Raw genomic sequence first — 24,319 nt, 5'->3', positions numbered from 1 at the left:
TTACGCACTTAGCCCTCACTCACCTGCTCTGAATGGACTATTCGGCTCATTCGGTAGTCGTGTTTCACAAACTTCACCCCCAGCGAGCACTCGGTGCGGCGCACTCCCTTCACCCCGCTGACGTTGCGATGGAGGAAGTCCGCCAGCTCGGCATTGTTCTGCACCAGGGTGATGGCCAGCAGGTCAAAGCGGCCCAGCATCTTGCCGACAAAACCGATTTCCGGCACTGCCGCCAGCTGGCGAGCTACCGAATCGCTCTGCTCACTGCGCTCCACTTCAATCCAGATGTACACCAGGGTGGGATTGCGCAGCAGATCGATATTGGTGAGGGCGGTGATATGAATTTGGCCCTCGTCTTCCATACGTTTGATGCGGGCCCGGACCGTACCCTCAGTCACGTCCAGCTGCGCCGCCAGACGGCGGTTGCTGGTGCGGGCATCCACCGACAGCGCCTCCATAATGGCCCGGTCCAGCTCATCCATACTGCGCCGCACCATGCTTAGTCCTCCCCGGCGAGCGGGTTAACCACAGGCAGTGGCTGATCAAAGGGCACCCAGTGGGATTGGTTTTTCAGCACGTCGAGGGCGACCGAGGGTTCCAGCTTGCGCACGCCGGGGACCGCCGCCAGCCGTGATAACAGCGCCGCCAGGTCATCCTGATCCCGGGCCACAGCCAAGGTCTCGATATCCCGGGCGCCGACCACTTGGCACACCGAAAACACCGCGTCCAGCTCGGCCAGATCCGCCGCCACGTCTTCGGCAGGCCGGCCCTCAACCTGGACGCCCACCGCCAGCAGTACACCAAAGCCCACCGCTTCGTAGTCACTGACCGCCACCACACGCAGGCTGTCGGATTCCTCCAGCCGCTTCACTCTCGCCCGCACCGTCGCTTCAGTTAGATCCAGCTGGCGGGCCAAAGTCTTGTAGGGTGTGCGACCATCCCGCCGCAGTTGCTGCACAATGCTCTGGTCAATGTCGTCCAGTAGTAAGGCGTTGCTGTTCACATCCCTTTCCTTATGTTCCGACCCGCAATCAGGCCTGAGCGGCCTGCTCGCGCAGGACCGTTTTCAACACTTTGCCGGAGGCATTGAGAGGCAGGCTGTCCACCAGAAATACGTGCTTGGGCACTTTGTAGCGGGCCAGATTGTTGCTGGCGTGCTGTTTAACGGCGTCTTCATCCAGCTCGGCACCGGACGCCGGGACCACAAAGGCTGCGCCGACTTCGCCCTGGGCCTTATGGGGAATGCCCACCACGGCCACCTGAGCTACCCCCGGCAACTGCCGCAGGCACTGCTCCACCTCGGCGGGATAGACGTTCTCGCCGTTCATGATGTACATGTCTTTAAGGCGATCGGTAATACGCAGGTAGCCGCGCTCATCCATGACGCCAATATCACCGGTGCGCAGCCAACCATCATCGGTAATGGCCTCTGCGGTGGCGTCGGGCATATCGAAGTAGCCCTGCATCACGTTGTAACCCCGCACCCACACTTCGCCGGCCTCGCCCCGGGGCCGTTCTTTGCCACTCTCGGGGTCAACGCAGCGCAGCTCCACACCGTCGATGACGCGGCCACTGGTATTGGCAATGGTCTCGGGATCATCGTCGGGACGGCAGATAGTGACCACCCCGGTGGACTCGGTCAGACCGTAGGCGGTGACCACAGTCTCAAAACCCAACACCTCGGACATATCCTTGACCAACTGCACCGGCACCGATGCCGCCCCAGTAACCCCCAGGCGCAGGCTGGACAGGTCGTACTGGTCCCGGTCCTCGGCATTGAGAATCATATCGTAGAGGGACGGCGCCCCCGGCAGCATGGTAATGCGGTGTTGTTCTATGGCAGCCATTAACGCACTGCGATCAAAGCGCGCCATGGGGAAGATCGCCGCGCCTTTAATCAGCGCCGCCAGCCAGCCGGCTTTGTAGCCAAAGGAGTGGAAGAAGGGATTAATGATGAGATAGTTGTCGTCACTGCGCAGACCGACGGTATCGCTCCAGGTAACAAATACCCGGAAGTTCTGCTCATGGCTGCACAGCACCCCTTTGGCCTTGCCGGTAGTGCCGGAGGTAAACAGCATATCGGCGCTGTCGCTGGGCAGTACTGCCCGCTCGGCGGCGGTGAATGCGGCAGAGTCGGCCCCCTCAGCCAGTGCCAGAAAATCCTGCCAGCTGCGGGCACCGTCTTCCGCGCCCTCCAGCAATACCGTCTCTTTCAGCGCCGGCAGGGATTCCTCTGCCAACAACCCACAGGGAGCGCCCTGCTCCAACTGGGCCACGGTTAACAGGTAAGACACCCCGGCCCGGCTGAGAATATCGGCCGCTTCGGCACCGGATAGCCGGGTATTCAGGGTTACCACAATAGCGCCCAGAGATTGCGCCCCCAGTGCCGCAACGATCCACTGGGCACTGTTGGGCGCCCAAATGGCCACTCTATCGCCCTTTTCCACACCCAGCGCCATAAAGGCCTTACCGGCCTGACGCCTGGCCTGGTTGAGGTCGCTATAGCTCAGATCCTGATCGCCATCGCGGATGGCGAGTTTGTCACCGTATTGCTGGGCAGCCCAGCCCGCCAACCGCGGCGCAGTGAGGGGCAGAGCGCCCTGGCCCACATCGTCTTTCAGCATTCTCCAGCACCCGAATAATTATTGTAGAGACTGGCAGTCTAAAAACCGCCACCCCTCGCCACAAGGAGATTGCGTAATCTGTTTGAGGGATTTTTACGCAAAACAACAAGAATAATGGCACTCCAGGGAGGGAAATAAGCAAGGAGGCTAAGGCAGGAGGCTCTCACTATTTGTGCAAAAGCAGTTGCTACGGTCGGGGTAACTGTCTCAGAAAGACACAAAGCCGACACTCACGGCAGAGAAGTTCTACAAGCTCAACGCCTAAGCTCAGCGGCGCTTAAGGCGACGCCTGCTTTGCGACAGCAAAGTAGGTGACGGGTCAAACGTCCGCTGCAGCGCATTGTTAGGCATCTCCTTCTAAGCATTGCTTAGCCCCGCAACTGACTAAAAAGCGAGCTGTCCAGTCCAAGTTTTCGGGCTCACGTGTAGGGTCCTCCTCGGATCCTTCGGGCACCCAAATCACCAGCCCTTCGCGCCCCCTGGTCATTAGCACCCGATATGAGTTGGCGACGAATCGTTGGCGGTCGCCATTAACGCTAGCCCAGTCATTTCCACGAAACTGCCGGTACTGCCAGCAATCTCCATCCCATACGAGATCTCCTCCCCAACACAACCCAACAAAATCTAGTTCAAGCCCCTGTGTTGTGTATTCGTTTGCCGGGACTTCGAGCGCAAAAGAAGAACGAACATCTCCTCGGCCATTCAGATACCACTGAGCGATTGCGCTTCCATCGGTTGCATTGAGCGTGACACCAAGCCCGTCAGCCCGTAAACGCCTCGCGCCCGAGCTGGCAACCAATCCAAATCTTCTCTCACCACGTGCAGCGTCTTTCAGCCAGTTGCGGGCACAGTCCAACGATCGAACTACTAAAATTGGGTAATCGCCAAGGTGTTCAGCGAGCCCTGCTGCACTTGGGGCATCTCCATCCAGTACAGCAGCGACCCATTGACTGAGCAAAGGCGACCGAAAACTTCTCAGCGGAACAGTAAGTTCGAGATCTCGATCAACTTTGACGCTTCCAACACCTGAAAGGCTACCGGCCCCAAGCTTTGCCGTTGCCTCTGATCCCTCAACAAAATTCGGCGGGCCGTAAACTGACCAACTCTTAAGTACGTCTGCGCCGAGTTCTCGCAGAGCTTTTCCCCATTCCGCAATCCCGTTTTCTCCCGCGTTGATCTCCTGCCCCCCACCAACAAGCGCCACGATGGAACACCAATCTGGGTGCCGCCCCATGATCTCGAGAAGCAAGCGCGGCTCCGAAGATGGACGCCCGAATTTTTTCTTTCCGTAGTCTTCGTCCCACGCTCTTTGCGCCTCGTCGAAGACGATGACATGTTCATGTGGCGCGGAGCCATCATCGCTAGTCAGGTATTCCCGCAGAAAATCGATGATGTGTTGAATGCGAGTACGAACCGAATTCCTTGCCTCGGCAAGCTGGCCTCTTTCTCCACGAGCCTTTCTTCGGCCAGCTTCGTCACGAGCCAGTGCTTCACGTAGGACGACGACCAATGGCGTATTCCCAGACAAGTAAACAATATCGCCTCGGTCCTCTACCCCCGACTCTACGGCGTTATGCACTACCTGCAATCCTGCCAATGTTTTCCCTGAACCAGGAACACCCGCTAGGAAGATTAATGAGCGCGAACGATTTCTCTGTGTTTCTTTAATAATCTCCACAACGCGATTTGCCGATGCATCCAGATTCGTCGCATCAGCTTGTGCGATTTCGCGTACCCCATGACCTGCGAAAAGGGTAGTTGCCGCATCAACGACTGTTGGGACGGGCCGATATTGGCCGGTTTCCCATTCATTGATTTCGTATGAAATCACAGGTTGTGACAAACCGATCTGCCCGATAATTCTTGCCACTCCGGTTTTCCCGACCAGGCCGACTTCTGCAACGTCTCCAGGTTTTGTGGTGGGTGCGTATGTCGTAGTGCTTGCGCCCGTGCACCAAAGCAGTGGGACGATACTGACGCCTGAACTAGACGCATGAAAATCCCTCAGATCGAGGGCATATTCTTCAACTTGGCGGCGATCGGTTGAACGAAACTCTGACTCTCCAACCTTCAGCTCAACAACGACCAAGGCAGCCGGAGTAAGCACCAAAACATCAATGCGTCGCCGCAATCGATACAGCGGATACTCGAGCAGAACCCTCCAACTGGACGCAGTTGGATGTTCGCGCATGAGTGCACGGAATTCTTCCTGCAGCCTCGGAATAGTGTTGTTCCAGGCTTCGGTTTGAGTCGTATATTGTGATGAGAATCCGTCAGCTGCATATTTCGCATGCAACCGGGCAGAGACTTCGTCGGGCGTAATATGGCAGAAAGTCTTAATTGAGGAAGAGAAATAGGCGGTCATATCAGCACAAGGTGCCTAACAGTTTTATTATGAAGACTAGGGCCATATATCACTTTGGCGCTCTATCACGGAAACAAAAACGAAGGAAAGCCCAAAAAACCCGGTTCTTTCAGCAGGTTGGCGAAGAAGAGGCACAAAGGCTTTGGAGGATATCAAGACACGTTCCCTATATGTTTTTTAAATTCCGTTTCTCCTGATCATATACCTGCCTATATAAAAATCAATCAGTTAGCCCCACTCAAGCCGAGATAGGGAGCCAGCGGCTTCTGAAAAACGCCGAAAGACTGGAGGAAGGTCAAAATCGCCAAATCAAGGCAAGTTGTGGCGGCCAATCAGGTCATTGCCCGAGATCACGCTGCCGTGCCCTGGGTAGACGGTGTTTATCTTTAGCTGCGCGAGTTTTGCCAGTGAGCGCAGGGTTTGCCGCCGGCTGGAATAGATGGATGGGGTGACCAGGCGGTTGATCTTGGCGCTACCCAACAACGTGTCACCGGATATCAGGCTCCTGGATTGGGGGTGGTAGTAGCAACAGCTATCCCAGGTGTGGCCGGGGGTGTGGATCACTTGCCAATCATCAAAACCCGGCAGGCTATGGCCGTCTTTGAGGCGGTGGCTGGTGCTCTGCTCAATCCGCTCTGAACTGCTGGCGGTGTCTTTCGCCAGCTGGGGCGCTTTGGCTGCGGCTCTGTCCCGGGCCGGGTTCATGTACATATTCCAGGCCCGGGGGCGCAGTGACTCCCTGGCACTGGTGCGAATGCGGTTTAGTGGCCCGGTGGGGTTGTTAAACAACTTCCGGTGCCCTCGCCCGGCGGCCAGGGGCAGCGCCACCTCGGCAGCGCACAGCTGTGCCAGTGCCAACACCCCACCCATATGATCCGGATCGTCGTGGGTGCAGGTAACCAGGGCAACGTCGTCAATGGCTCGTCCCAGGTCTTGTTCGATATAGCCCAGCACATGGCGGTGGCACTTTACCGCAACGTCCACCACTAGTATGCGCTCGGCGTAGGCAATCACGTAGCTGTTTACAAGGCGGGTTTTGACCCGGTGGATTTCCATGCTGTTGTTCGTCCGCTTATTATCTGCGAGCGCCAGTTTAAGCGATCAAAGCGAGAACGTCCTCAGGCGGTGTATAGTCTCGGCCCTGGGCGGAAGCGACGGCATCAAAACACACCTTGCCCGCCGCAACATTCAAGCCGGCAAGCAAATGGGCATCCTTGGCCAATACCTCGGCCAGGGGGCCACTGGCCAGTTGTTGCAAGTAAGGCCGGGATGCACTGCTCAACGCTTGACTGGCGGTGCGGGCCACCGCACTGGGAATATTAGCAACGCAGTAGTGCACAATGCCCTCTTCCACAAAGGTGGGGTCACCGTGAGTGGTCGGCCTTGTGGTGGCAAAACAGCCGCCCTGATCCACCGCCACATCCACCAGCACTGAGCCGGGCTTTAAGTCGCCGAGGTGGGAGCGTTGCAATACTTTGGGCGATTCCGCGCCGGGCAGCAGCACCGCGCCAATCACCAGGTCGGTCTCTGGCAGCATGCTGGCCAGGTCGGGGGCATCGAGAACCGTGAAATCCGCACCGGCAAATTCCGTTTGCAGTTGTTGGCGGCGCTTGTCATTGGGGTCGATCACCGTAACTGACGCGCCCATCCCCACGGCTACCTCGGCGGCGTTGGTCCCCACGGTGCCGCCGCCAAAAATCAGCACCTTTGCCGGTGGCAGGCCGGCCACCGAACCCAGTAGCACCCCGGCCCCGCCCTGGGCCTTCTCTAGGCAGTGGGCCCCGGCCTGGGTGGCCAGGCGACCGGCTATTTCGCTCATTGGCATTAGTAGCGGCAGGCGACCGGCAGAATCAGTTATGGTCTCGTAGGCGACGCAGCTGGCGCCGCTGGCGACCAGGGCATCGGTTAACTCGACAGCCGGCGCCAGGTGCAAATAACAGAATAAGGTGTGCTCAGGCCGCAGCAACGCGTATTCCCCCGGCTGGGGCTCTTTGACCTTAACGATTAGCTCAGCCTCGGCAAACAGCGCCTGGGCAGAGTCAACGATTGTAGCCCCAGCGCGGCGGTAAGCTTCGTCATCAAAGCCCGAGCCCTGCCCTGCGCCGCGCTGGACCAAAACCGTGTGGGACTGCTGGCAAAGGGTGGCCACATCCTCCGGCACCACCGCAACGCGATATTCCTGTGACTTTACTTCTGTGGGGATACCAATGCGCATAACTTCTCCCGTTGCGTCTCGCGTTGCATCTCAAGGCCGATCCGGGCACCGCCAATTGTTATCGCCGCTATGCAATCACCGCCCAGATACCGTCGTTTTCCTCAGCACGCTGCTCTTTTTGCAGCTTGAGCAAATGCGCCCACAACGACAATTTGGCAATCGGGTGAATACTGGCATCGACATCGTCGTAGGCCACTGTCACCAAGTCGTCGAGGTCACCGCGCTCCAGCTGTGTCAGGGCCGCGTGGACTTTGTCCTCCCGCCCCTGGCGATGAGCCAGCAAGTGCTGGACTTCTTGGTGAGGAGATTCAATTAGCGTGCCATGCCCCGGAGCCAAAGCGGCCATGGGATAGTCCAGCAAGGCCCTCAACGACGCCATGTAATCCGCCATATCCCCGGCGGGCGGGATGATCACCACCGTCGAGCCCTGCATTATGTGGTCGCCGGTAAACAGCAGTCCGCTGGCCTCGTGGAAGTAGCAGAAGTGATTGTCGACATGCCCCGGCGTATGGATGGCCCGCAGCGCGACGCCCTCCACGTCGATTACCACATCGTGTTGCAGCTCCTCATCGGGCTGAAAGCTGTCGTCCTGGTGGCCGTCATTGGCAATGGACTGCCCCACCAGCGGCACGCCGTAGCGCTCTGCCAGTAGCGCCGCTCCCGGAGAGTGGTCTGGGTGGGTATGGGTCACCACCACCCGTTGTAGGCGGCCGCCACTGCGGACGATGGCCGCGTCAATGGCGTCGATATGGGCGTCCAGTGCCGGGCCCGGGTCCAGCACGGTGATGTCCCGCTCCCCCAACAGATAGGTGTTGGTGCCCGGTCCGGTCATCAGCCCCGGGTTGGGCGCCACAAGCCGCCGCACGCCGGGCAGAAGCTGTTGGACAATACCGGCTTCCATGACTGTTCCTCTCTCAATAATCGCTAACTCAGCGGTTGACGCAGGCGCCAGCGCAGTCTTGCGCCCAGTAATATGGCGGCGGTGCTCAGGCCGGCAAACAGGCCCAACCAAAAACCACTGGGCCCCATCGCCGGGCGCCAAAAATCGGTCATTGCCAAACTGTATCCTACTGGCAATCCTACACCCCAATAGGCAAATAATGTCAGCACCATGGGCACTTTGGTGTCTTCAAAGCCGCGCAGACAGCCGTTGGCCATCACCTGCAAGGCGTCGGAAATCTGGTATAGGGCGGCGAACAACAACAGATAACTGGCCAGCTCGATAACCCCGGCGTTGTCGGTGTAGATGTGAGGAATCCAGTGACGGCTGATTACCAACAGCAGTCCCGCCGACACGCCAATCGTGGCACTAATATAGAACGCAGTACGGATGGCGATACCGACCTCATCGCGGTTTTGTCGCCCCCGGGCATAGCCAATGCGTGCGGTAGCCGCCAGTGCAAAGCTCAGTGGCAACATAAAAATCAACGAGGTGAAGTTGAGGGTGAGCTGGTGGCCCGCCACCACCTCCGCCCCTTCCTGAGACAGCAACAGGGCGATCACCGCGAAAATACTGACTTCAAAAAAGATGGCCAGCCCGACCGGTAAACCCAAGGCAAAAAGATAGCGCAGTGTGGCTGGCTCCCAGGTCCAGGGCCGAATATGCAGCCTTACATTGCTGTAGGCACGGTCGTAGTGCACATAGGCCACCATCAGCAGGGTCATCAACCACATCACCACCGCCGTGGCCCAACCGCAACCAACACCGCCCAGCGCCGGAAATCCCAGCTTGCCGTAGATCAGCACGTAGTTCACCGGGATATTGGCCAGCAGACCAATCACGCTGATCCACAACACCGGCCGGGTATGGTTCATCGATTCGGTATAGCTGCGCAGGGCCAAGACCACGGCAATGGCCGGCATCCCCCAACTCAAGCCCCTAAGGTAGTCCCGCACCATCGGCTGCATCGCCGGGTCGACATCCATCCACGACAGCAGTGGGCCGGTGTTGCGCAGCAGAAAAAACGCCACCAGCCCACAGAGCACGCCCAGGGTCAGGCACTGGTGCATGATGGCATTGACTCGATGGGATTGCTTAGCGCCCAGGTGGCGGGACAAAACCGAGGTGGTACTCATCAGCACCCCGGTTAAAAACAGAAAAATCGGCACCCAGATACTGGCGCCCACTGCCACGGCAGCAAGATCCAGTGCCGATACCCGCCCCGCCATCACCGTGTCGACAAAGCCGTTGGCGGACTGGGCTAGCTGGCCACCGAAAATGGGCAGGGCAATGGCCAGTTGGGTGCGTAACTCCGACGGTTTGGCTGACGGAGAAAGAGATGTGGACATAGGCGGCTCAACGACAGAAACGCGGCGCACTCTAGCGCAGCCGACTGCCGCAGGCAAACCGTCGGCTGACGGTTTGACGACAACGCGGAGTTATTGCCTTCTCGCTAGTTGCCCCCTGTGGCCTTGGCCTCGCCGACGCGTTGCCAGTGCAGGCGCTGTTCCTGCTTTTCGGTGACGCGGCCGCGAATCTGCTGCCAATCTTCGTCACTGAGCTGCTCAAGACGCGGGATCAACTCCCGGTCCTCCAGGTCCATATGCTCAAATTGCAGATCCAGGTAGGCCCGCAGCTGTTCCCGGATCACGTGCAGGGGCACCACATGGTCCTGAAAAATCGCCTCAAAGGTTTGCTGCAACTGGGCCGTGAATTGCTCCAACTGCTGGTGCTGCTGATGTATGTGGTCAAACTCCGGGGGCAATTCAACACCCTGGTCCCGCAGATACTCCATCGCCGCCTCTTCCAATGGGTGGTGGCAGGCCTGGGGATAGCTGTTGATAAACTCCAGGGTTTCCAGCACCCGGTGGATGTCGGTCTCGTGTAGCTCGTCGTCGTAAAGACCAATTTCATCCTGCAGTGTGGCCAACTTTTCGGTCAGGCCCTGGTGATCGCGCTGTAGTCGCTGACTGCCTGTTCCCATAACGCCTCCGGTCTTTGCCGTTGTTGATTGGTCCAGCCTGCCCAACATAAAACGAGGCCGCGCTGATGCAGATCAACAATTGCCGGGATTGGGCGATTTCTATCGGCGCTATGAAACAAGCTCTACAAAGGTGGGTAAGAGTGCGTTGCGCCATTGCCACAGCCCGAGAAATGCTGCTGTGGCAATGGCGCGGAGGGGGTATTACTCGACGAGATTGGCGATGGGGACGACCGGATCGACATCCGCGTCGTAGTCCACGCCGTCCACTTCAAAGCCGAACAACTTCAGAAACTCCCGCTTGTAACCGGAAAAGTCGGTCAGTTGGTGCAGGTTTTCTGTTGTCACCTGCTGCCACTTCTCAGTGACCGCTTCCTGAATCTCCGGCAGCAACTCTTTGCCGTCGGCGCGCAGGCGCCCTTCATCATCCATCACCGGTTGCGAGCCATAGAGGCTATTTTTAAACAGGCCGTAGACCTGCTCGATGCAACCCTCGTGGGTACCGGCGGCTTTCATCTCTTTAAACAGCAGTGACAGATACAGCGGCATAATAGGAATTGCCGAGCTGGCCTGGGTTACCACCGCTTTGAGCACTGATACGCGAGCGTCACCGCCCTTCTCTGCCAAACGCTGGCGAATGTCGATGACCCGCTTGTCCAGGTCTTTTTTGGCGGCGCCGATGGTGCCGTGCCAATAGATGTCCCAGGTAATCTTGTCGCCCAGGTAGGTGTAGGCGGTGGTTTTGGCGCCCTCGGCCAGTACACCGGCCTCATCCAGGGCGTCGATCCACATTTGCCAGTCTTCACCCCCCATCACCGCAACGGTGTTGCCAATCTCTTCGTCGCTGGCGGCGGGCAGGGTCACGTCCTCAATCACTTCTTTGTCGGTATTGATGCCGCGCTGGGTCACGTCCTTACCGATGGGTTTCAAGGTGGAGTTAAAGACTTGGCCGGTTTTGGGGTGCTGACGACGGGGAGACGCCAGGCTATAGACCACCAAATCCACCTGACCCAGCTCAGCTTTAATCTCGGCGATCGCCTTTTCTTTGATCTCATCGGAGAACGCGTCACCGTTGATACTGGCAGCGTAGAGCCCTTGTGCTTCAGCAAACTTGTGAAAGGCCGCCGAGTTGTACCAACCCGCCGTGCCGGGCTTTTTCGCGGTGCCTTCTTTTTCAAAGAAGATGCCCAAGGTTGCAGCGCCGGCGCCAAACGCGGCGCTGATGCGGGAGGCCAGGCCGTAGCCAGTGGAGGCGCCAATCACCAGTACCCGCTTGGGACCATCGGCTATTTCACCCTGGGCTTTAACGTAGTCGATCTGCTGCCTGACATTGGCCTCGCAACCCACTGGATGGGTTGTGACACACATAAATCCGCGCACTCGGGGTTTGATCACCATGGGCTAAACTGCTCCTTTCCTTTGGCCTGGGCCTCACGACCCAGGGCGGTCTGATTGTGGCGGACAGCATCACTGGCTGCCGGGCCAACCCTGTTTCAGTGGCATTATAACCGCGCAAGCGACAGACAAACTAATATACAGCGTCAACATTGCTGGCGCAGGGGCAGGATAGCAGTTCGGAGGGGTGTTGCTGAGGGGAGTACTAAGGTCGTTAGCGCGACAAATATCGAGCGCACAGGCCGGGGAAGCCCTGACCGTGGGTGGCAGCGACAGGGCTCAGCGGGGTGGCCGCAATACCAACACCGACGTGCACTGCTTGTAGGCCTGATAGTCTGGGTCGTCGCCCCAGCGCTGATCGGCACTGGCTTCAAGGAGCGGCACGCCACTGATGCGGGTTAGCAGCAGGGTGACAAAAACGGGCGATACCAGCCCCAGCCAGCTCCATCCGCTGAACACCGGCACCGCAGCGATACAGATCCCCGCCCACAATAGAATCTCCCCAAAATAATTGGGATGGCGGGACCAAGCCCACAAACCGCTGCAGATAAAGCGGCCTTGGTTTTTCTTGTCCAGCCTGAACTGCCGCTTTTGCTCATCGGCCAGTGCTTCGACCACAAAGCCCAGTACCCACACTATGGCACCGCAATAAAACACCGGGCCCGCCGTCTTGGCTGGCGATGTAAACACGATCAGGGCTGGCAGCAGGGTCAGAGAAACCCACAAGCCCTGGAGCGTCCAGGTAACAAAGAATGCCCCCGGGTCGTGGCGGATACTGTCAAAACGGCGGTCGCCGCCCTGCTGCCGAATCCGCAAAAACAGAAAAGTCCCCAGCCGCAATGCCCATAGCGACACCATGGTCAGCAGCAACACGCTGCGCAGATCATATTGCCCAAACGCGATCCATGCGGTAACGGCAACCACCACGTAACTGGCACTGCCCACCAAATCGTAAAAATGTTCACTTCGCATCAAGTACGCCGGCACAAAGGCCAACCACTGCAGGCCAAAAGCGACGGCCACCGGCAGCATCAGCTCGGCATCAATCAACCAGGCCAGACTGAGGGGGATCAATACCACCGCAATACAAAGACACGCTCGCTGCATTGTAATGTTGCCCTCCTTGGATATTGGTCAGGGGATTCTAATTGGGGAGCCAGGGCGAGACCCAGAACCCCACCATCATCCCCAGCATACGCGACTATCGCTGCTTTGGATGGGCGCAACTGCCAGCGGTATTCTCACGTATACTTTATATGCATCGATTTGAGACACACTGAAGTCGCGTCGAGACCCTACAATAGCGGAAGAATTATGAGCCCTAAGAATTCTCTGAAACGTGCCAATTTCCCATCTGCAAGAGAGGAAGCGCTTCAACACGATCAGGATATGCCCGCTGCCTACAAGCTGGCTTACACCGACCAGGACTTTCTCTTGCGCGAGGAGCTGCGGGGGCTGCGTTTTCACTTGGAGCTGCAAAAGCCAGAGATGACGCTCCAGGAGCACAACGTCGAGTCCACGGTGGTGATATTTGGCAGCGCTCGCTTCCCATCCCCGGATATGGCCGATCAAATGCTGGCTGAGGCTGAACGAAGCGGCGACCCCGCCGAGATTCGTCGCGCCAAACGGGACAAGCGCAACAGCCACCACTACGAGGAGGCCCGCAAACTGGCTCGCTTGATCACCGAGCACTCAGAGCAGTGCCCACCCGATGAGCAGCTCTACGTAGTGACTGGTGGAGGTCCGGGTATCATGGAAGCCGCCAATCGCGGTGCCCACGAAGCAGGCGGAAAATCCATCGGGCTCAACATTGTGTTGCCCCATGAGCAACGCCCCAATGGCTATATCACCCCGGAGTTTTGCTTCCGTTTCCACTATTTCGGGATACGCAAAATGCACTTTATGCTCCGCGCAAAGGCATTGATTGTGTGCCCGGGCGGCTTTGGCACCTTCGATGAACTCTTTGAAGCGCTAACCCTCATTCAAACCGGCAAGTCTCAGCGGGTTCCTGTGATCCTGATCGGCCACGAATTTTGGGGCAAGGCGATCAACCTGGAGTTTCTGCGAGATGAGGGTGTGATTAGCCCCGAAGACGTCAACATGGTGACCACCGTGGACACGGCGGAGCAGGCTTGGCAGGTAATAGCAGAATTCTATGATCTCGAGGGAAAGCCCTGCCGCAGCTGTTGAACGGCAGGGAACACGACCCGGACGTTAACCCGTCGCCGCGACAGACACACAATTACGGCCATCGGCCTTGGCCTGATAGAGGGCCCGATCGGCCCTCTGGATAACGTCTTCAATACAGATATCGCCATCCTCCAGGCTTGCCACTCCCAATGAGGTGGTCCATCTCAGTATTTGCTGGTTCTCCAGCTGAATATCAGCCGACATCACCTTAGCGCGCAGGCGCTCGGCGGCAAATGCCGCCTCGTGGGCGTCAGTGCCCGGCATAATAATCACAAACTCTTCACCGCCAACCCGGCAAGGAATATCGTTCTCCCTTAACAGTTGGCGAATGATATCGCTTTGCGCCACTAACACTTTGTCCCCCGCAGCGTGACCATAGCGATCGTTGATTCGCTTAAAGTGATCGAGATCCAACTCAATGATGGACAGGGGGCTATTGGCGCGCCGCGCCTGGGCCACTTCTCTAGCCGCCGTTTCTTGGAAATAGCGCCGGTTAAACAGACCAGTGAGGGGGTCAGTCTGCGCTTGTTCCTTGAGGGCTTGCTGTAGTTTTTTGTGCTCCGTGATGTCAATGAAGCTGACAATGACTTGATCCAAGGCCCCCGCAGCCGTTTTTATCGGGAACGCATTGACTAACATCCATCGCACCTGTGCATCTTTGCGCTGAACTACGCCAGTTGTATAGTTGGATAGCGGGCGTTTGCTGGATAACACCTTCATGATGGGGTAGTCATCTAAGGGCATCTGGTCGCCATCTTCGGTGAGAAAATGCCAATCCGGGTCGACTGCCGACTTACCCAGCAGCTGATCTTCGGTCAAGCCCAGCATGTCCTCCGCGGCGGGATTAACATACTCAATGCTGGAGTCCGACCGGTGCACCACCACCGCCGTAGGCAGGTGTTTGAGCAAGCTCAGGAAGCGATGGCGGCTCTCTTTAAGGGCGCTTTGGGTCTGCTTGCTGGCGGTAATATCCTGAATTTGCGATACGAAGAAGTCCGGATTGCCTTGTTCATCTCGAACCAGACTTACATCTAACTGGGCTTGCACTTCTGCACCGTCGCGGCGGATGTAGCGCTTTTCCATCCGGTAGTTGTTGGCTACGCCATCTAACAGCATGCGCACCTGAAAGAGGTCAGTATCCAGATCGTCGGGGTGAGTAATCTCCTGAAAGGTCAGCTTTTCCAACTCGCGGGCAACATAACCGAACATGTCGCACAGCGCCTTGTTCACCAGTGAAAACCGTCCGTCCAGTGTCACCACGGCGGTGCCGATGGGTGCGCCAGAGATAATGGCGCGAAAGGCCCTTTCACTTTGCTCAAAGGCCAGCTTGCGGTCATTCGCCAGGCTCAACGCGGACTCTAATTCCACATTGTGAGCAGCCAGCCTTTCCTCCAGCTCCCCTCGCTCTTGTATAAAAGCGCTGACTTGACGCAGTATCGGCAAGATCATCACCGCTGTAATCACCGAGATCGCGGCCATAAAAGCCATAGTCGCGTTCAATAGCTGCGGTGTCGGATACCAGTGGCTGGTAAAGTGGAGAAAATGCTGGAGCCCACAGGCGAGGATAAACAGAATGAACATCACCAGGATGCGCTTAAATTTCAGCTCCCGGTGTTTAATAATAAATAGCGTCAGCACTACGGGGATAAAAAAGTATGCAAGCGCGGTGAACAGGTCCGAGAACGCCATCATACCGCCGAGTTCATTCCCCACCGCATGCACATGACCCGTCGTTTTGAGCTCGGATTCCACAATACCCCCCGCTGGGGCCAGGTTGTTGGTATTGGTCAAGTGTTGATTCAAGTCGCTATATGTAGCACGGCATCGGGCCGTACAATCCTCGCTCATGGTGTTTTACACGCTCAAAGAATGCAGCGCGGTATTTGGCCAATAAGCTACCGTGTTGCCCAGCAGAGACCATGCGGAAAGCTACGTATGATGACTGTCGGCGAGAATAGAAAATGTGGCGCTCCGCTGTGGAGCGCCGAAAACGGTTGAATCTGCGACGGGGTATGAACCTGATTAGGTGTTAAATTTCATGGGGCCCAAATAGTCAGCCTTGCCAAGCTTCACTCCCCGCTGCCGCAACAGGTTGTAGGCCGTGGTGGCGTGAAAATAAAAATTGGGCAGAGAGAAACTCAGCACGAAATTCTCTGCCGTGAAGGGCAATTCAAAGTCGCCCATTTTAAACAACACCGGCTTGCCCATCAGTGACTCCAGATGGTCGGCGGAGATCCCTTCCAACTCGCTTTTTACTTCCGCCAGCCACTGTTGGTATTCGCTGTAGCTACGAGTCGGTTGCTCCGGGGGTGGCTGGAATAGCCCGGCCTCCAGGCCTCGAATGCAGCCCAGTGAATGATGGGCGACGGAGCGCAACTGAAAGCTCAAAGGCAACATGTCATCGCACAAGCCCTCATCCAGCAGGGCATCGGCGTCGATACCCTGATCGGCAAAATACTCGGCGCCCTTTGCGAGAACGTTTAGCGTGCCTTCCAGTATCTGCACATAGCTGCCGACACTGATTTCATACAAAGAAATGCTCATGGTGGTCCATCCTTATTGTTAAAACCGTAGATGTTCTATCATAGAAAACTGTGACACAACACGCTTACTGAGAACCTTTTAGCGTGCTGGCCTGGCGGGGCGGTTGACTCCCCAATCCCGCTGAGGTACAAATGAACCCTACATAAGTACAAACCGAAATAACTACCATAAATTCCTTGAATTCAGTGCGTGAATCTATGAAAAATCTGCGTTTACGGTCCCTTCAGGGGCTCTCCTTCGCCATTGCCCTGTGTACCTCGGCAAGCGCCCTTGGCCAGGCGGCCCCCTCTGCATCTGCCTCAGTCGAGACTAAGCCGACCTCTCGCAACAGAATGCTGGAAGAAGTCGTGGTCACGGCGCAAAAACGGGAACAGTCCATTCAAGACATCCCCATCTCCATACAGGCCTTCAGCGGCGAACAGCTGGATGCCATGGGCATTGAAGACCAGACCGACCTGCAGAAAATTACCCCGGGGCTCAACATCACCACCCAGGTCAGCTACGTCATCACCTTCCTGCGTGGTATCGGCACCGACGCCTTCCTCAGTGCGGACCCCAGCGTCGCCACCTATATCGACGGCATTTACTTTCCTTTCGCCTCCAACCTGGCTCAGCAATTTGGCTCGGTGGAACGGATTGAGGTTCTAAAGGGGCCCCAGGGCACGCTGTTTGGTCGCAACGCCACCGGTGGCGCGATCTCCATCCACACCAAAGAGCCAGAGTTCGACAGTTTCTACGGTGACGTTACCGGCCGGGTTGGCAGCTTTGACAAACAGATGCTGCGTTTCTACGCCAATGTGCCGGTCACCGATGACCTGGCCTTCAATATCTCGGCGGTGCGCGCCGAGTCTGACAACTACTACAAAGGCACGGTGGGAACTCCACCGCGCTCTATCCCCCGGGACGAAAGCACCGGTGTCCGGGCCAAGATTCGCTGGCAACCCGGAGAGAACTGGGATATCCGCCTGGCAGCCACTCGTCTGGTCTTTGAAGGCGGCGGAAGTAACATCGCCTACACCACTGAGCCCTCCGCCTTGGCTGCTACCGCCGGTGTAGAACCTCAAACCGGCTATCGCGGTGCTCTGGACTACAACGTTTACACCGAGACTGACCCTAACGACGTGGTCTACGGCAGTGTGCTCTACAACGCGCCGTGGTTTGACGTAAAACTACTGGGCAGCAAGCAAAAAATGGATACCGCCGGCTCCCGTGACTTTGACGGTTCCCCGCGGGCACTGTCGGCCTTCGATACCCCAGATCAGTTTATCGAGTCCGAGTCTGCTGAGATCCAACTATTGTCTAATGGCGAGACGGGACCAAGCTGGCTGGAGTGGATTCTGGGCGGCTATTACTATGCCGGCATCAGCGGTTTTGCGGCGCTGGATTTCTATTTGGGCGGCATCGACGTAAACAATGGCACACTGCTGGGCCTGTCCCTGCCGCTAGGGCTAGGTGAACTGCTCGGCGATATTGCCCCCCTACCCAACGGACCGCTGCGCATGGTGGGCCTGGTCGGCACCAACTCGGTAGCCGCCTTTGGTCAGGCGACGATTTCGGTAACCGATTGGCTAAACGTCACTTTGGGCCTGCGCCACCAGGATGAAGAGCGCTATATCGAAAAGTCGACATCCGGTTTGCTGCTAACCGACGGCTCGACGCTACCCCTGCTAGACAACACCAACAACGCCACCGACAGTGACGGCAACCCCTACCCCGCCACCGATGTCACCCGTAGCTTGAGCCCCAAAGTGTCTATTGAGATGCGCCCCTTCGACAGCGACGTAATGCTGTTTGTGTCCTGGCAGGAGGCTATCAAGGCCAGTACCTACAATTCAGTGTCGATCTACGATTCCGCTGACTACGTTAAGCCCGAGGAAATTGTCGCCTACGAGATGGGGATGAAGAGCACTTTCCGCCAGGGGCAAGTGCGCTTTAACGCCGCGGCTTTCTATTATGAAGTAGACAACCTCCAGCAACAGTTTGTGTCCTTCTTTGAAGGCGGGGTTGTCGCTCTGCAAAACGCTGGTGCCTCAGAAATTTACGGTGCAGAGATCGATGGCCTGGTGCAATTGTTCCCGTCACTGATCGATGACTTGGTACTGACCGGCGGTATCTCCTACCTGCACGCCCGCTACGAGGATTTTAGCAACGCGTCAGGCTACAACGAGGCCGGTGTTTTCTCCAACACCAACGATTTCTCGGGCAGCCAGATTATCCGCTCACCAGACTTTACCGTTGCCGCCTCGCTGAGCAAAACCTGGGGTGTGCCCGGTGGTACCCTGGAAGCCGCTGCCGACTACTACTACACTGACGACTTCTTCTTTGAGCCCGGCAATCGCAAGCTGAGTATGCAAGAAGCGTATGACACCATCGATGCCCGTATCAGTTATGATTACCTCGCCTGGGACTTGCGCACCACCCTGTCGGTGTACAACCTGACGGATGAGCGCTACACCAACGGCATCTTTGTCACCGACTTCGGTGTACAACGCACCATCGCGCCGCCGCGCGCTTACGGATTACAAGTAAAATGGAGCTTTTAAGCTGTTGAGTAGCACAACGTCACTCCGCCCCCTCAACCCCAGGGCACAAGCGGTTCAACCCCAGCGTCGCGCTGGGGAGCGCCGCTATCATTCAGTTTTGGAAGAAGCTGATAAATTGCTGGGTGAAGAGGGACTGACAGGTTTTTCGATTCCGGTGTTGGCCGAGCGATTGGGCTACACCCGGCGCAGTATCTATAAGTTCTTCCCCTCGCCCTATGCCATTCTCAATGAGCTCACCAAGACCTACCTAGATCGCTTAGAGGCCTACTTGGTCAACCACGCGGAGCTGCAAAGCAAGGACCTTCACTGGGAAGAGGTGGTAACAAGGCTCAATACAGAGGGCGCTAAGTTTCACAACGCCAACCCGGTATCGCGACTGCTGATACTCGGCGGCGCTGTCACCGATGAGAGCTTTCGGGCCACCGAGTACTCCATCAAAAAGTTGGGGGGGATACTTAACGATCTTCTCAACGAGCGAGGTATTCAGGTGCCCACTGAGCCGGATGTCGCCTCTCTAGCGGTGGACATTGCCACCTCTGTATTCAGAGTGTCCAATCTTTACCACGGCTACATCGACGATCAATACGGCCGGGAGTCCGGCCGTGCCATGGTTGCCTACCTGAACTTATACGTCACGCCGTCGTGAAGTCAGGCCGGCCGCAGCTATCCGGCCGGATGATAATCTTCACGTTGGAATGAGGCGGTGCGATTCCAGTACTCCCGGGTTTTGCCGGGCCAGTTGGTGGGGTTAAGTCCGTCCCCAGTGGTGTACCAGGTACCACAGCCCTGCGCCCACACCAAGCGTGACAGACGGCCCTGCATTTCCTCGTTGTAACTGCGATACACCTCTTCCCGCACTTCCAGCTCTTCGCCCTCGCGAATGCGCTGCAGCGCCTGAACAATGTAATTGGCTTGGCACTCGATCATAAAGGTAATGGAGTTACTGCCCAGGTTGGTATTGGGGCCGTACATCATGAAAAAGTTGGGGAAGTTGGGGACGGTCATGCCGAGATAAGCTCTGGCGATGGGCTGCCAGTGCTCGTGTAAACTTTGGCCACTGCGCCCCGTCACCGTCATCGGCGCCAAAAACTCGGTGGCCTTGAACCCCGTGCCCATAATCAGCACATCCACCGGATGCTTTTGACCCTTGGTGTCCACCACGGCGTCTTCCTCAATGTGGTCGATGCCGTCGGTATGCAGGTGTACATTGTCTCTGCCAAAGGCCTTGTAGTAATCGTCGGCAAAGAGAATGCGCTTACAGCCCGGCGCATAGTCTGGCGTTAATTTTTTACGCAATTCCGGGTCGCGGATCGCCATATAGCGTTTCAAGGCGCACCAACCGCGGATCACGGTAGACACCAAGTTCTTGCCCTTGAAGGTATTGGTGAGCCACTCGCCGTAGCGCCACCAGGCTTGGCGATAGACCTCCACCAAAGCGGGATAACGCTTAAATAGCTTCCGCTTTAGGCCGCTATGAGGCGAGTCCAACCTGGGCAGAATATACTGGGGGCTGCGCTGAAAAACAGTCAGTTCTCCGGCCTCTTTGGCGACCTCCGGGACGAACTGCACGGCACTGGCACCGGTGCCTACAACACCGATACGTTTCCCCGCCAGTAGAACATCATGGCGCCACTGCGCAGAGTGAAACATCTCACCCGAGAACGTTTCCATGCCGGGAATATTCGGCCAGGCGGGCCGACTCAAGACCCCAACTGCCGAGACCAGTGACTTGGCAACGTAGCGCTCACCGGCCTTGGTCACCACTTCCCAATAGCGCTCGTCTTCGTGCCACTGGGCCCGCTCTACCTCTACGCCAAATTCAGTGTGTGAGTACAGATCGTAATGTCGCGCTAAATCCTGCTGGTACTGCAGTATTTCCGGCTGCTGGGGATAGGGCCGGGAGAATATCGACTCGCGGAAAAACGAGAACGAATACAGATACCAAGGCACATCACAGGCCGCGCCGGGGTAGGTGTTCTCCCGCCACACGCCACCGACATCGCTCCCCTTCTCCAGCATGCGGATGCTAAAACCCGCGTCCTTTGCCAGAGCAGCCATAGCCAGACCGGAAAACCCGGCGCCGATGATCAATAGATCTGTCGAGTTCTCGCCTAGTCCGGCCTCGCTACTTGCTTGCTGATCAGCATTGTTCGTTTGCTTGTCCACAGTATTCTCTCTTGCTATGTAGCTATTACTTTTATAGTCGGAATCGAGACAAAAACGCCTAACTTTGCATTGCTAACTTTGCATTGATTGCCGCCCTTCCTCGCGATGGAGGTCGGGTAAAAGTCACGGCGCGCACTCATTTAGACACATTTGTACCCTTTAAATTACCACATCGTCGCAGCCGGATAAAGCCCGATAACTCTGTCAAAGCGCGCCAGCCTCGCCACAACAGCGACAAGCAGCAGTTTTAGCTACAATGTCAGCCCTTGGCCCCCCCCATAAAACAAACTCGGAAACGCAGAGCACTTCATGACAGGCATCATCGATACACTCCGCCAACAGGCAAAGGCACGACCAAAGCGCATATTACTCCCCGAACACTATGACGAGCGGGTGCTGCGCGCCGCCGCTGACTTGGCGGAGCAGCAGCTGGTCAGCCCGGTACTAATGGACCTGCCACCCGGTGCAGAGCCGCCTGCGGGCGTCGAGATTTTTAACCGGCGGGACGATGCCAATAGCTGGCGAGACAAGGCCGTCGCGGCCTTCACTGAAGCGCGGGCCAGCAAAGGCATGACGGAGACTCTGGCCAGGGAGCAACTGGAGAATCCTGTGTTGCTGGCTGCGGTGCTGATCAAACTGGGCTTTGCCGATGGCGGCGTCGCCGGCTCCACAGCCACCACCGCCGATGTGCTACGAGCAGGGATTCAAGGCCTGGGGCTGGCCCCCGGCGCCCGCCAGGTGTCCAGCTTTTTTATGATGGAGTTACAGGATGGCCGGGTACTGAGCTATGGCGACTGCGCGGTAAATCCCGACCCGGACAGCGAGTCACTGGCCGATATCGCGGTGACCACCGCCCGCAGCCACCGAGCATTAACTGGCGAGGTTGCCAAAGTTGCGCTGCTGTCCTTCTCCACTCGGGGCTCAGCAAGCCACCCCCGAGTCGACAAAGTCCGCCGCGCGTTTGAGCTGGCCAAAGAGGCCGCCCCGGATTTGGCCATCGACGGCGAGATACAGTTTGACGCCGCCTTTTTGCCGGCAATTGGCGATAAAAAGGCGCCCGGCTCAGCAGTCGCCGGACAGGCCAATGTCTATATCTTTCCCGACCTGGACGCCGGCAACATCGCCTACAAGATCACCCAGCGCATTGGCGGCGCCAAGGCAATTGGCCCGGTATTACAGGGTATGAACAAGCCGTGGATGGATTTGTCCCGGGGCTGCTCCGCCGAGGATATCGTAAATGTCGCCGCTATTGCGGCAGTACTGGCGGATTAGCTACTAGCGGTAGAGGTGCTGGCGGAAAAGCCGGCGCAACGTCGACAGCCGTCACGCCGTCTTTCCCTGACATAGAGCCCGATTTCCGTTTTCAACGCCGCAGTGGCAACGTGGATAGGAAATCAACAGCTTGTTAGCGTCCCGGCAGGGTGATGTTCAGCTCCAGCACCGAGCAATTGCCGCTGTCATCCAGCGCTACGTCCACTTGGTCCTGGTCCACTTCCACATACTTTCGGATCACCTCTAACAGCTCCTGCTGGAGGCGCGGCAGGTAATCCGGTTCGTTGCGCTGGGAGCGCTCGTGGGCAACGATAATCTGCAGGCGCTCTTTGGCAATGGCGGCGCTGTCAGGTTTCTTGCTTTTGAAGAAATTCAGAATACTCATGCGCTCCTCCCGAACAGCCGCTTAAATACGCCCTTCTGTTCCACACTGAGGAATCGCAGCGGACGCTCATCGCCCAACAGCCGCGCCACCGCGTCCGCGTAGGCCTGGCCAGCCTGGCTCTCGGTATCGTGGATCACCGGCACACCTTGGTTGGAGGATTTGAGTACTGACTGAGATTCGGGGATCACACCCAACAGCTCGACAGCCAGTATGTCTTTGACGTCATCCACCGACAGCATTTCACCCCTTTCCACCCGCTCTGGGTTATAGCGGGTCAACAGCAGCAGTTCATCGACCCGCTCGCCGTTCTCCGCTTTAAGGGATTTGCTTTGCAGAATCCCCAGCACCCGATCTGAATCCCGCACCGATGACACTTCCGGGTTGGCCACCACAATTGCCAGATCAGCAAAGTACATAGCCATAAAGGCGCCGTGCTCAATGCCGGCGGGTGAGTCACAGATAATGTACTCAAAGCCGTCCTCAGCCAGCTCTTTGAGAATGCGCTCGACGCCCTCTTTGGTCAGCGCATCTTTGTCCCGGGTCTGGGACGCGGGGAGGATATACAGGTCCTCGACACGCTTGTCCTTGATCAGGGCTTGGCGAAGATTGGCCTCACCGTTGATCACATTGACAAAGTCGTACACCACCCGGCGCTCGCAGTTCATTACGATATCCAGGTTGCGCAGACCGATATCAAAGTCGATTACCACAGTTTTATGGCCGGCCAATGCCAGCCCACTGCTGATCGCGGCACTGCTGGTGGTTTTACCAACACCGCCTTTACCGGAAGTCACAACAATTATTTTAGCCAAGGTCTACATCCCTTTAACTGAGGGCCACCGTTGCGGCGACCGTGAGAAATTACAATGCACTGATATCGAGTGCTTGGTCGTTGAGCCGGATATGCACCGCCCGTTTCCACAGCGTACCGCGCAGATCCTCGTCCAATTTGAAGTCGCCGGCGATGGACACCAGCTCCGCCTCCAGGCTGTGGCAAAAGATTCTCGCATCTCGATCACCCTTCACGCCGGCCAATGCTCTCCCTCGCAGCGGCCCGTAAACATGAATATTGCCGTCGGCCAAAATCTCGGCGCCGGCGGAAACCGGCGCCACCACCACCAGATCTCCCTGAGCGTAGACCTGCTGACCGGAGCGAACTGGGTTGGTAATAAGCCGATTGCCCAGCCCCGATTCGGCATCCGCAGGAGGACTCGCAGCATCACCAGCCGCTGGGGCATCGGCGTTTGCACTCTCCGCAGGTTCCGGCGAGCGCTCTTGTTTGACTCGCCCGCCACTGAGTGTGGGCATCCCCGCCACCAGTGCCCGGGCCGACAGGCCGCGATCATTACCCCGCACCGCAATCGGCAGCAGCCCGACATCCAAACAGAGTTGCTTGAGCTCCTTGAGGGGCAAGCCGTCCAGCTCCCCGTCAAATTGTTCAAAATTCAGCACGACTGGTGTTTGACGAAAAAATGCCGGTGCCTCGGCGACTTTGGCTTCGAGGTCGCGCTGAAAGCGCTCGCTGCAGTAGTGGTTAATTTCCAGTTGCGTCAGCGGATAGAGACCGCCTTTTAGACGAAAACTGGGAGACATTTCAGAGGTCTGGCTTGAAGTCATATGCCCTATTAAAAACAGCGATGGCGAAAAGGCGCGAGTTTATAGCCCTTTGACGGACAATTCGCAAGGGCCCATTTGAATC

Annotated in this window: 21 protein-coding genes; 4 read left to right on the top strand and 17 right to left on the bottom strand. The window is 57.3% G+C overall.

Annotation, left to right across the window (positions count from 1 at the left end):
* Positions 1-8: 8 nt before the first annotated feature.
* The 11 genes from I6N98_RS06930 to I6N98_RS06880 form a co-directional block, all read right to left on the bottom strand.
* The gene (locus tag I6N98_RS06930; protein WP_198571063.1) at positions 9-497 is read right to left on the bottom strand and encodes an Lrp/AsnC family transcriptional regulator; all 489 of its coding nucleotides are present in this window, start codon (positions 495-497) and stop codon (positions 9-11) included.
* A 2-nt stretch (positions 498-499) separates the two neighbouring features.
* Positions 500-1,003, bottom strand: coding sequence for an Lrp/AsnC family transcriptional regulator (locus I6N98_RS06925; protein ID WP_198571062.1), 504 nt, complete (start codon positions 1,001-1,003; stop codon positions 500-502).
* 28 nt (positions 1,004-1,031) lie between these two features.
* The gene (locus tag I6N98_RS06920) at positions 1,032-2,624 is read right to left on the bottom strand and encodes a FadD3 family acyl-CoA ligase (protein ID WP_198571061.1); all 1,593 of its coding nucleotides are present in this window, start codon (positions 2,622-2,624) and stop codon (positions 1,032-1,034) included.
* A 343-nt stretch (positions 2,625-2,967) separates the two neighbouring features.
* Positions 2,968-4,989 (bottom strand): DNA/RNA helicase domain-containing protein, encoded by a 2,022-nt coding sequence (locus I6N98_RS06915; RefSeq protein WP_198571060.1) that lies wholly within the window; start codon positions 4,987-4,989, stop codon positions 2,968-2,970.
* A 309-nt stretch (positions 4,990-5,298) separates the two neighbouring features.
* A complete protein-coding gene (locus tag I6N98_RS06910; protein WP_198571059.1) occupies positions 5,299-6,045 on the bottom strand; it encodes an MBL fold metallo-hydrolase in 747 nt (248 codons plus the stop codon).
* A 37-nt stretch (positions 6,046-6,082) separates the two neighbouring features.
* Entirely contained in the window at positions 6,083-7,204 is a 1,122-nt protein-coding gene (gene ald, locus I6N98_RS06905) for an alanine dehydrogenase (RefSeq protein WP_198571058.1), read from the bottom strand.
* A 67-nt stretch (positions 7,205-7,271) separates the two neighbouring features.
* Positions 7,272-8,105, bottom strand: a complete 834-nt coding sequence (locus I6N98_RS06900) for an MBL fold metallo-hydrolase (RefSeq protein WP_198571057.1) — start codon at positions 8,103-8,105, stop codon at positions 7,272-7,274.
* Between the two features lie 23 nt (positions 8,106-8,128).
* Positions 8,129-9,493 carry an MATE family efflux transporter gene (locus I6N98_RS06895; RefSeq protein ID WP_198571056.1) on the bottom strand — a complete coding sequence of 455 codons (1,365 nt, stop codon included), beginning with the start codon at positions 9,491-9,493 and terminating at the stop codon, positions 8,129-8,131.
* Between the two features lie 104 nt (positions 9,494-9,597).
* Entirely contained in the window at positions 9,598-10,128 is a 531-nt protein-coding gene (locus I6N98_RS06890; protein ID WP_198571055.1) for a hemerythrin domain-containing protein, read from the bottom strand.
* A gap of 201 nt (positions 10,129-10,329) precedes the next feature.
* Positions 10,330-11,523: an enoyl-ACP reductase FabV gene (gene fabV, locus I6N98_RS06885; protein ID WP_198571054.1), complete on the bottom strand. Its 1,194-nt coding sequence runs from the start codon at positions 11,521-11,523 to the stop codon at positions 10,330-10,332.
* A gap of 276 nt (positions 11,524-11,799) precedes the next feature.
* Positions 11,800-12,627: a DUF1295 domain-containing protein gene (locus I6N98_RS06880; protein WP_198571053.1), complete on the bottom strand. Its 828-nt coding sequence runs from the start codon at positions 12,625-12,627 to the stop codon at positions 11,800-11,802.
* Between the two features lie 207 nt (positions 12,628-12,834).
* Between I6N98_RS06880 and I6N98_RS06875 the strand changes: the two genes are divergently transcribed.
* Positions 12,835-13,710, top strand: coding sequence for an LOG family protein (locus I6N98_RS06875; protein WP_198571052.1), 876 nt, complete (start codon positions 12,835-12,837; stop codon positions 13,708-13,710).
* A gap of 24 nt (positions 13,711-13,734) precedes the next feature.
* Here I6N98_RS06875 and I6N98_RS06870 read toward each other — a convergent pair whose 3' ends face one another.
* Positions 13,735-15,501 (bottom strand): diguanylate cyclase, encoded by a 1,767-nt coding sequence (locus I6N98_RS06870; protein ID WP_198571051.1) that lies wholly within the window; start codon positions 15,499-15,501, stop codon positions 13,735-13,737.
* Positions 15,502-15,732: 231 nt separating this feature from the next.
* Positions 15,733-16,254 carry a DUF1993 domain-containing protein gene (locus I6N98_RS06865; RefSeq protein ID WP_198571050.1) on the bottom strand — a complete coding sequence of 174 codons (522 nt, stop codon included), beginning with the start codon at positions 16,252-16,254 and terminating at the stop codon, positions 15,733-15,735.
* Between the two features lie 197 nt (positions 16,255-16,451).
* Here I6N98_RS06865 and I6N98_RS06860 point away from each other — a divergent pair, with 197 nt between their 5' ends.
* Both I6N98_RS06860 and I6N98_RS06855 read left to right on the top strand, forming a co-directional pair.
* The gene (locus I6N98_RS06860) at positions 16,452-18,797 is read left to right on the top strand and encodes a TonB-dependent receptor (protein ID WP_198571049.1); all 2,346 of its coding nucleotides are present in this window, start codon (positions 16,452-16,454) and stop codon (positions 18,795-18,797) included.
* 4 nt (positions 18,798-18,801) lie between these two features.
* Complete coding sequence (locus I6N98_RS06855; RefSeq protein WP_198571048.1) at positions 18,802-19,443, top strand: TetR/AcrR family transcriptional regulator; 642 nt, start codon at positions 18,802-18,804, stop codon at positions 19,441-19,443.
* A gap of 17 nt (positions 19,444-19,460) precedes the next feature.
* Here the strand turns inward: I6N98_RS06855 and I6N98_RS06850 are convergent, their stop codons facing one another.
* Positions 19,461-20,963 (bottom strand): flavin-containing monooxygenase, encoded by a 1,503-nt coding sequence (locus tag I6N98_RS06850; RefSeq protein ID WP_198571047.1) that lies wholly within the window; start codon positions 20,961-20,963, stop codon positions 19,461-19,463.
* A gap of 309 nt (positions 20,964-21,272) precedes the next feature.
* Between I6N98_RS06850 and pta the strand changes: the two genes are divergently transcribed.
* Positions 21,273-22,235: a phosphate acetyltransferase gene (pta, locus tag I6N98_RS06845; RefSeq protein ID WP_198571046.1), complete on the top strand. Its 963-nt coding sequence runs from the start codon at positions 21,273-21,275 to the stop codon at positions 22,233-22,235.
* 133 nt (positions 22,236-22,368) lie between these two features.
* Here the strand turns inward: pta and minE are convergent, their stop codons facing one another.
* Genes minE through minC form a run of 3 tightly spaced genes read right to left on the bottom strand, consistent with a single transcriptional unit; the run spans position 22,369 to position 24,237 of the window.
* A complete protein-coding gene (gene minE, locus I6N98_RS06840) occupies positions 22,369-22,620 on the bottom strand; it encodes a cell division topological specificity factor MinE (RefSeq protein WP_198571045.1) in 252 nt (83 codons plus the stop codon).
* Complete coding sequence (gene minD / locus I6N98_RS06835) at positions 22,617-23,432, bottom strand: septum site-determining protein MinD (RefSeq protein ID WP_198571044.1); 816 nt, start codon at positions 23,430-23,432, stop codon at positions 22,617-22,619. The genes minE and minD overlap by 4 nt, the downstream gene beginning before the upstream one ends.
* A gap of 49 nt (positions 23,433-23,481) precedes the next feature.
* Entirely contained in the window at positions 23,482-24,237 is a 756-nt protein-coding gene (gene minC / locus I6N98_RS06830) for a septum site-determining protein MinC (RefSeq protein ID WP_198571043.1), read from the bottom strand.
* Positions 24,238-24,319: the final 82 nt, after the last annotated feature.

This window comes from Spongiibacter nanhainus, from assembly GCF_016132545.1.
GTDB classification, from domain to species: Bacteria; Pseudomonadota; Gammaproteobacteria; order Pseudomonadales; family Spongiibacteraceae; genus Spongiibacter; species Spongiibacter nanhainus.
This window is presented reverse-complemented; position numbering and strand designations above follow the sequence as displayed.

Coding starts and splice junctions, on each gene's coding strand:
- I6N98_RS06865 (WP_198571050.1), bottom strand. CDS start 16,254: ATGAGCATTTCTTTGTATGAAATCAGTGTCGGCAGCTATGTGCAGATA.
- I6N98_RS06920 (WP_198571061.1), bottom strand. CDS start 2,624: ATGCTGAAAGACGATGTGGGCCAGGGCGCTCTGCCCCTCACTGCGCCG.
- pta (WP_198571046.1), top strand. CDS start 21,273: ATGACAGGCATCATCGATACACTCCGCCAACAGGCAAAGGCACGACCA.
- I6N98_RS06875 (WP_198571052.1), top strand. CDS start 12,835: ATGAGCCCTAAGAATTCTCTGAAACGTGCCAATTTCCCATCTGCAAGA.
- I6N98_RS06930 (WP_198571063.1), bottom strand. CDS start 497: ATGGTGCGGCGCAGTATGGATGAGCTGGACCGGGCCATTATGGAGGCG.
- I6N98_RS06895 (WP_198571056.1), bottom strand. CDS start 9,493: ATGTCCACATCTCTTTCTCCGTCAGCCAAACCGTCGGAGTTACGCACC.
- minC (WP_198571043.1), bottom strand. CDS start 24,237: ATGACTTCAAGCCAGACCTCTGAAATGTCTCCCAGTTTTCGTCTAAAA.
- I6N98_RS06880 (WP_198571053.1), bottom strand. CDS start 12,627: ATGCAGCGAGCGTGTCTTTGTATTGCGGTGGTATTGATCCCCCTCAGT.
- I6N98_RS06915 (WP_198571060.1), bottom strand. CDS start 4,989: ATGACCGCCTATTTCTCTTCCTCAATTAAGACTTTCTGCCATATTACG.
- I6N98_RS06890 (WP_198571055.1), bottom strand. CDS start 10,128: ATGGGAACAGGCAGTCAGCGACTACAGCGCGATCACCAGGGCCTGACC.
- I6N98_RS06900 (WP_198571057.1), bottom strand. CDS start 8,105: ATGGAAGCCGGTATTGTCCAACAGCTTCTGCCCGGCGTGCGGCGGCTT.
- I6N98_RS06910 (WP_198571059.1), bottom strand. CDS start 6,045: ATGGAAATCCACCGGGTCAAAACCCGCCTTGTAAACAGCTACGTGATT.
- minE (WP_198571045.1), bottom strand. CDS start 22,620: ATGAGTATTCTGAATTTCTTCAAAAGCAAGAAACCTGACAGCGCCGCC.
- I6N98_RS06860 (WP_198571049.1), top strand. CDS start 16,452: ATGAAAAATCTGCGTTTACGGTCCCTTCAGGGGCTCTCCTTCGCCATT.
- fabV (WP_198571054.1), bottom strand. CDS start 11,523: ATGGTGATCAAACCCCGAGTGCGCGGATTTATGTGTGTCACAACCCAT.
- ald (WP_198571058.1), bottom strand. CDS start 7,204: ATGCGCATTGGTATCCCCACAGAAGTAAAGTCACAGGAATATCGCGTT.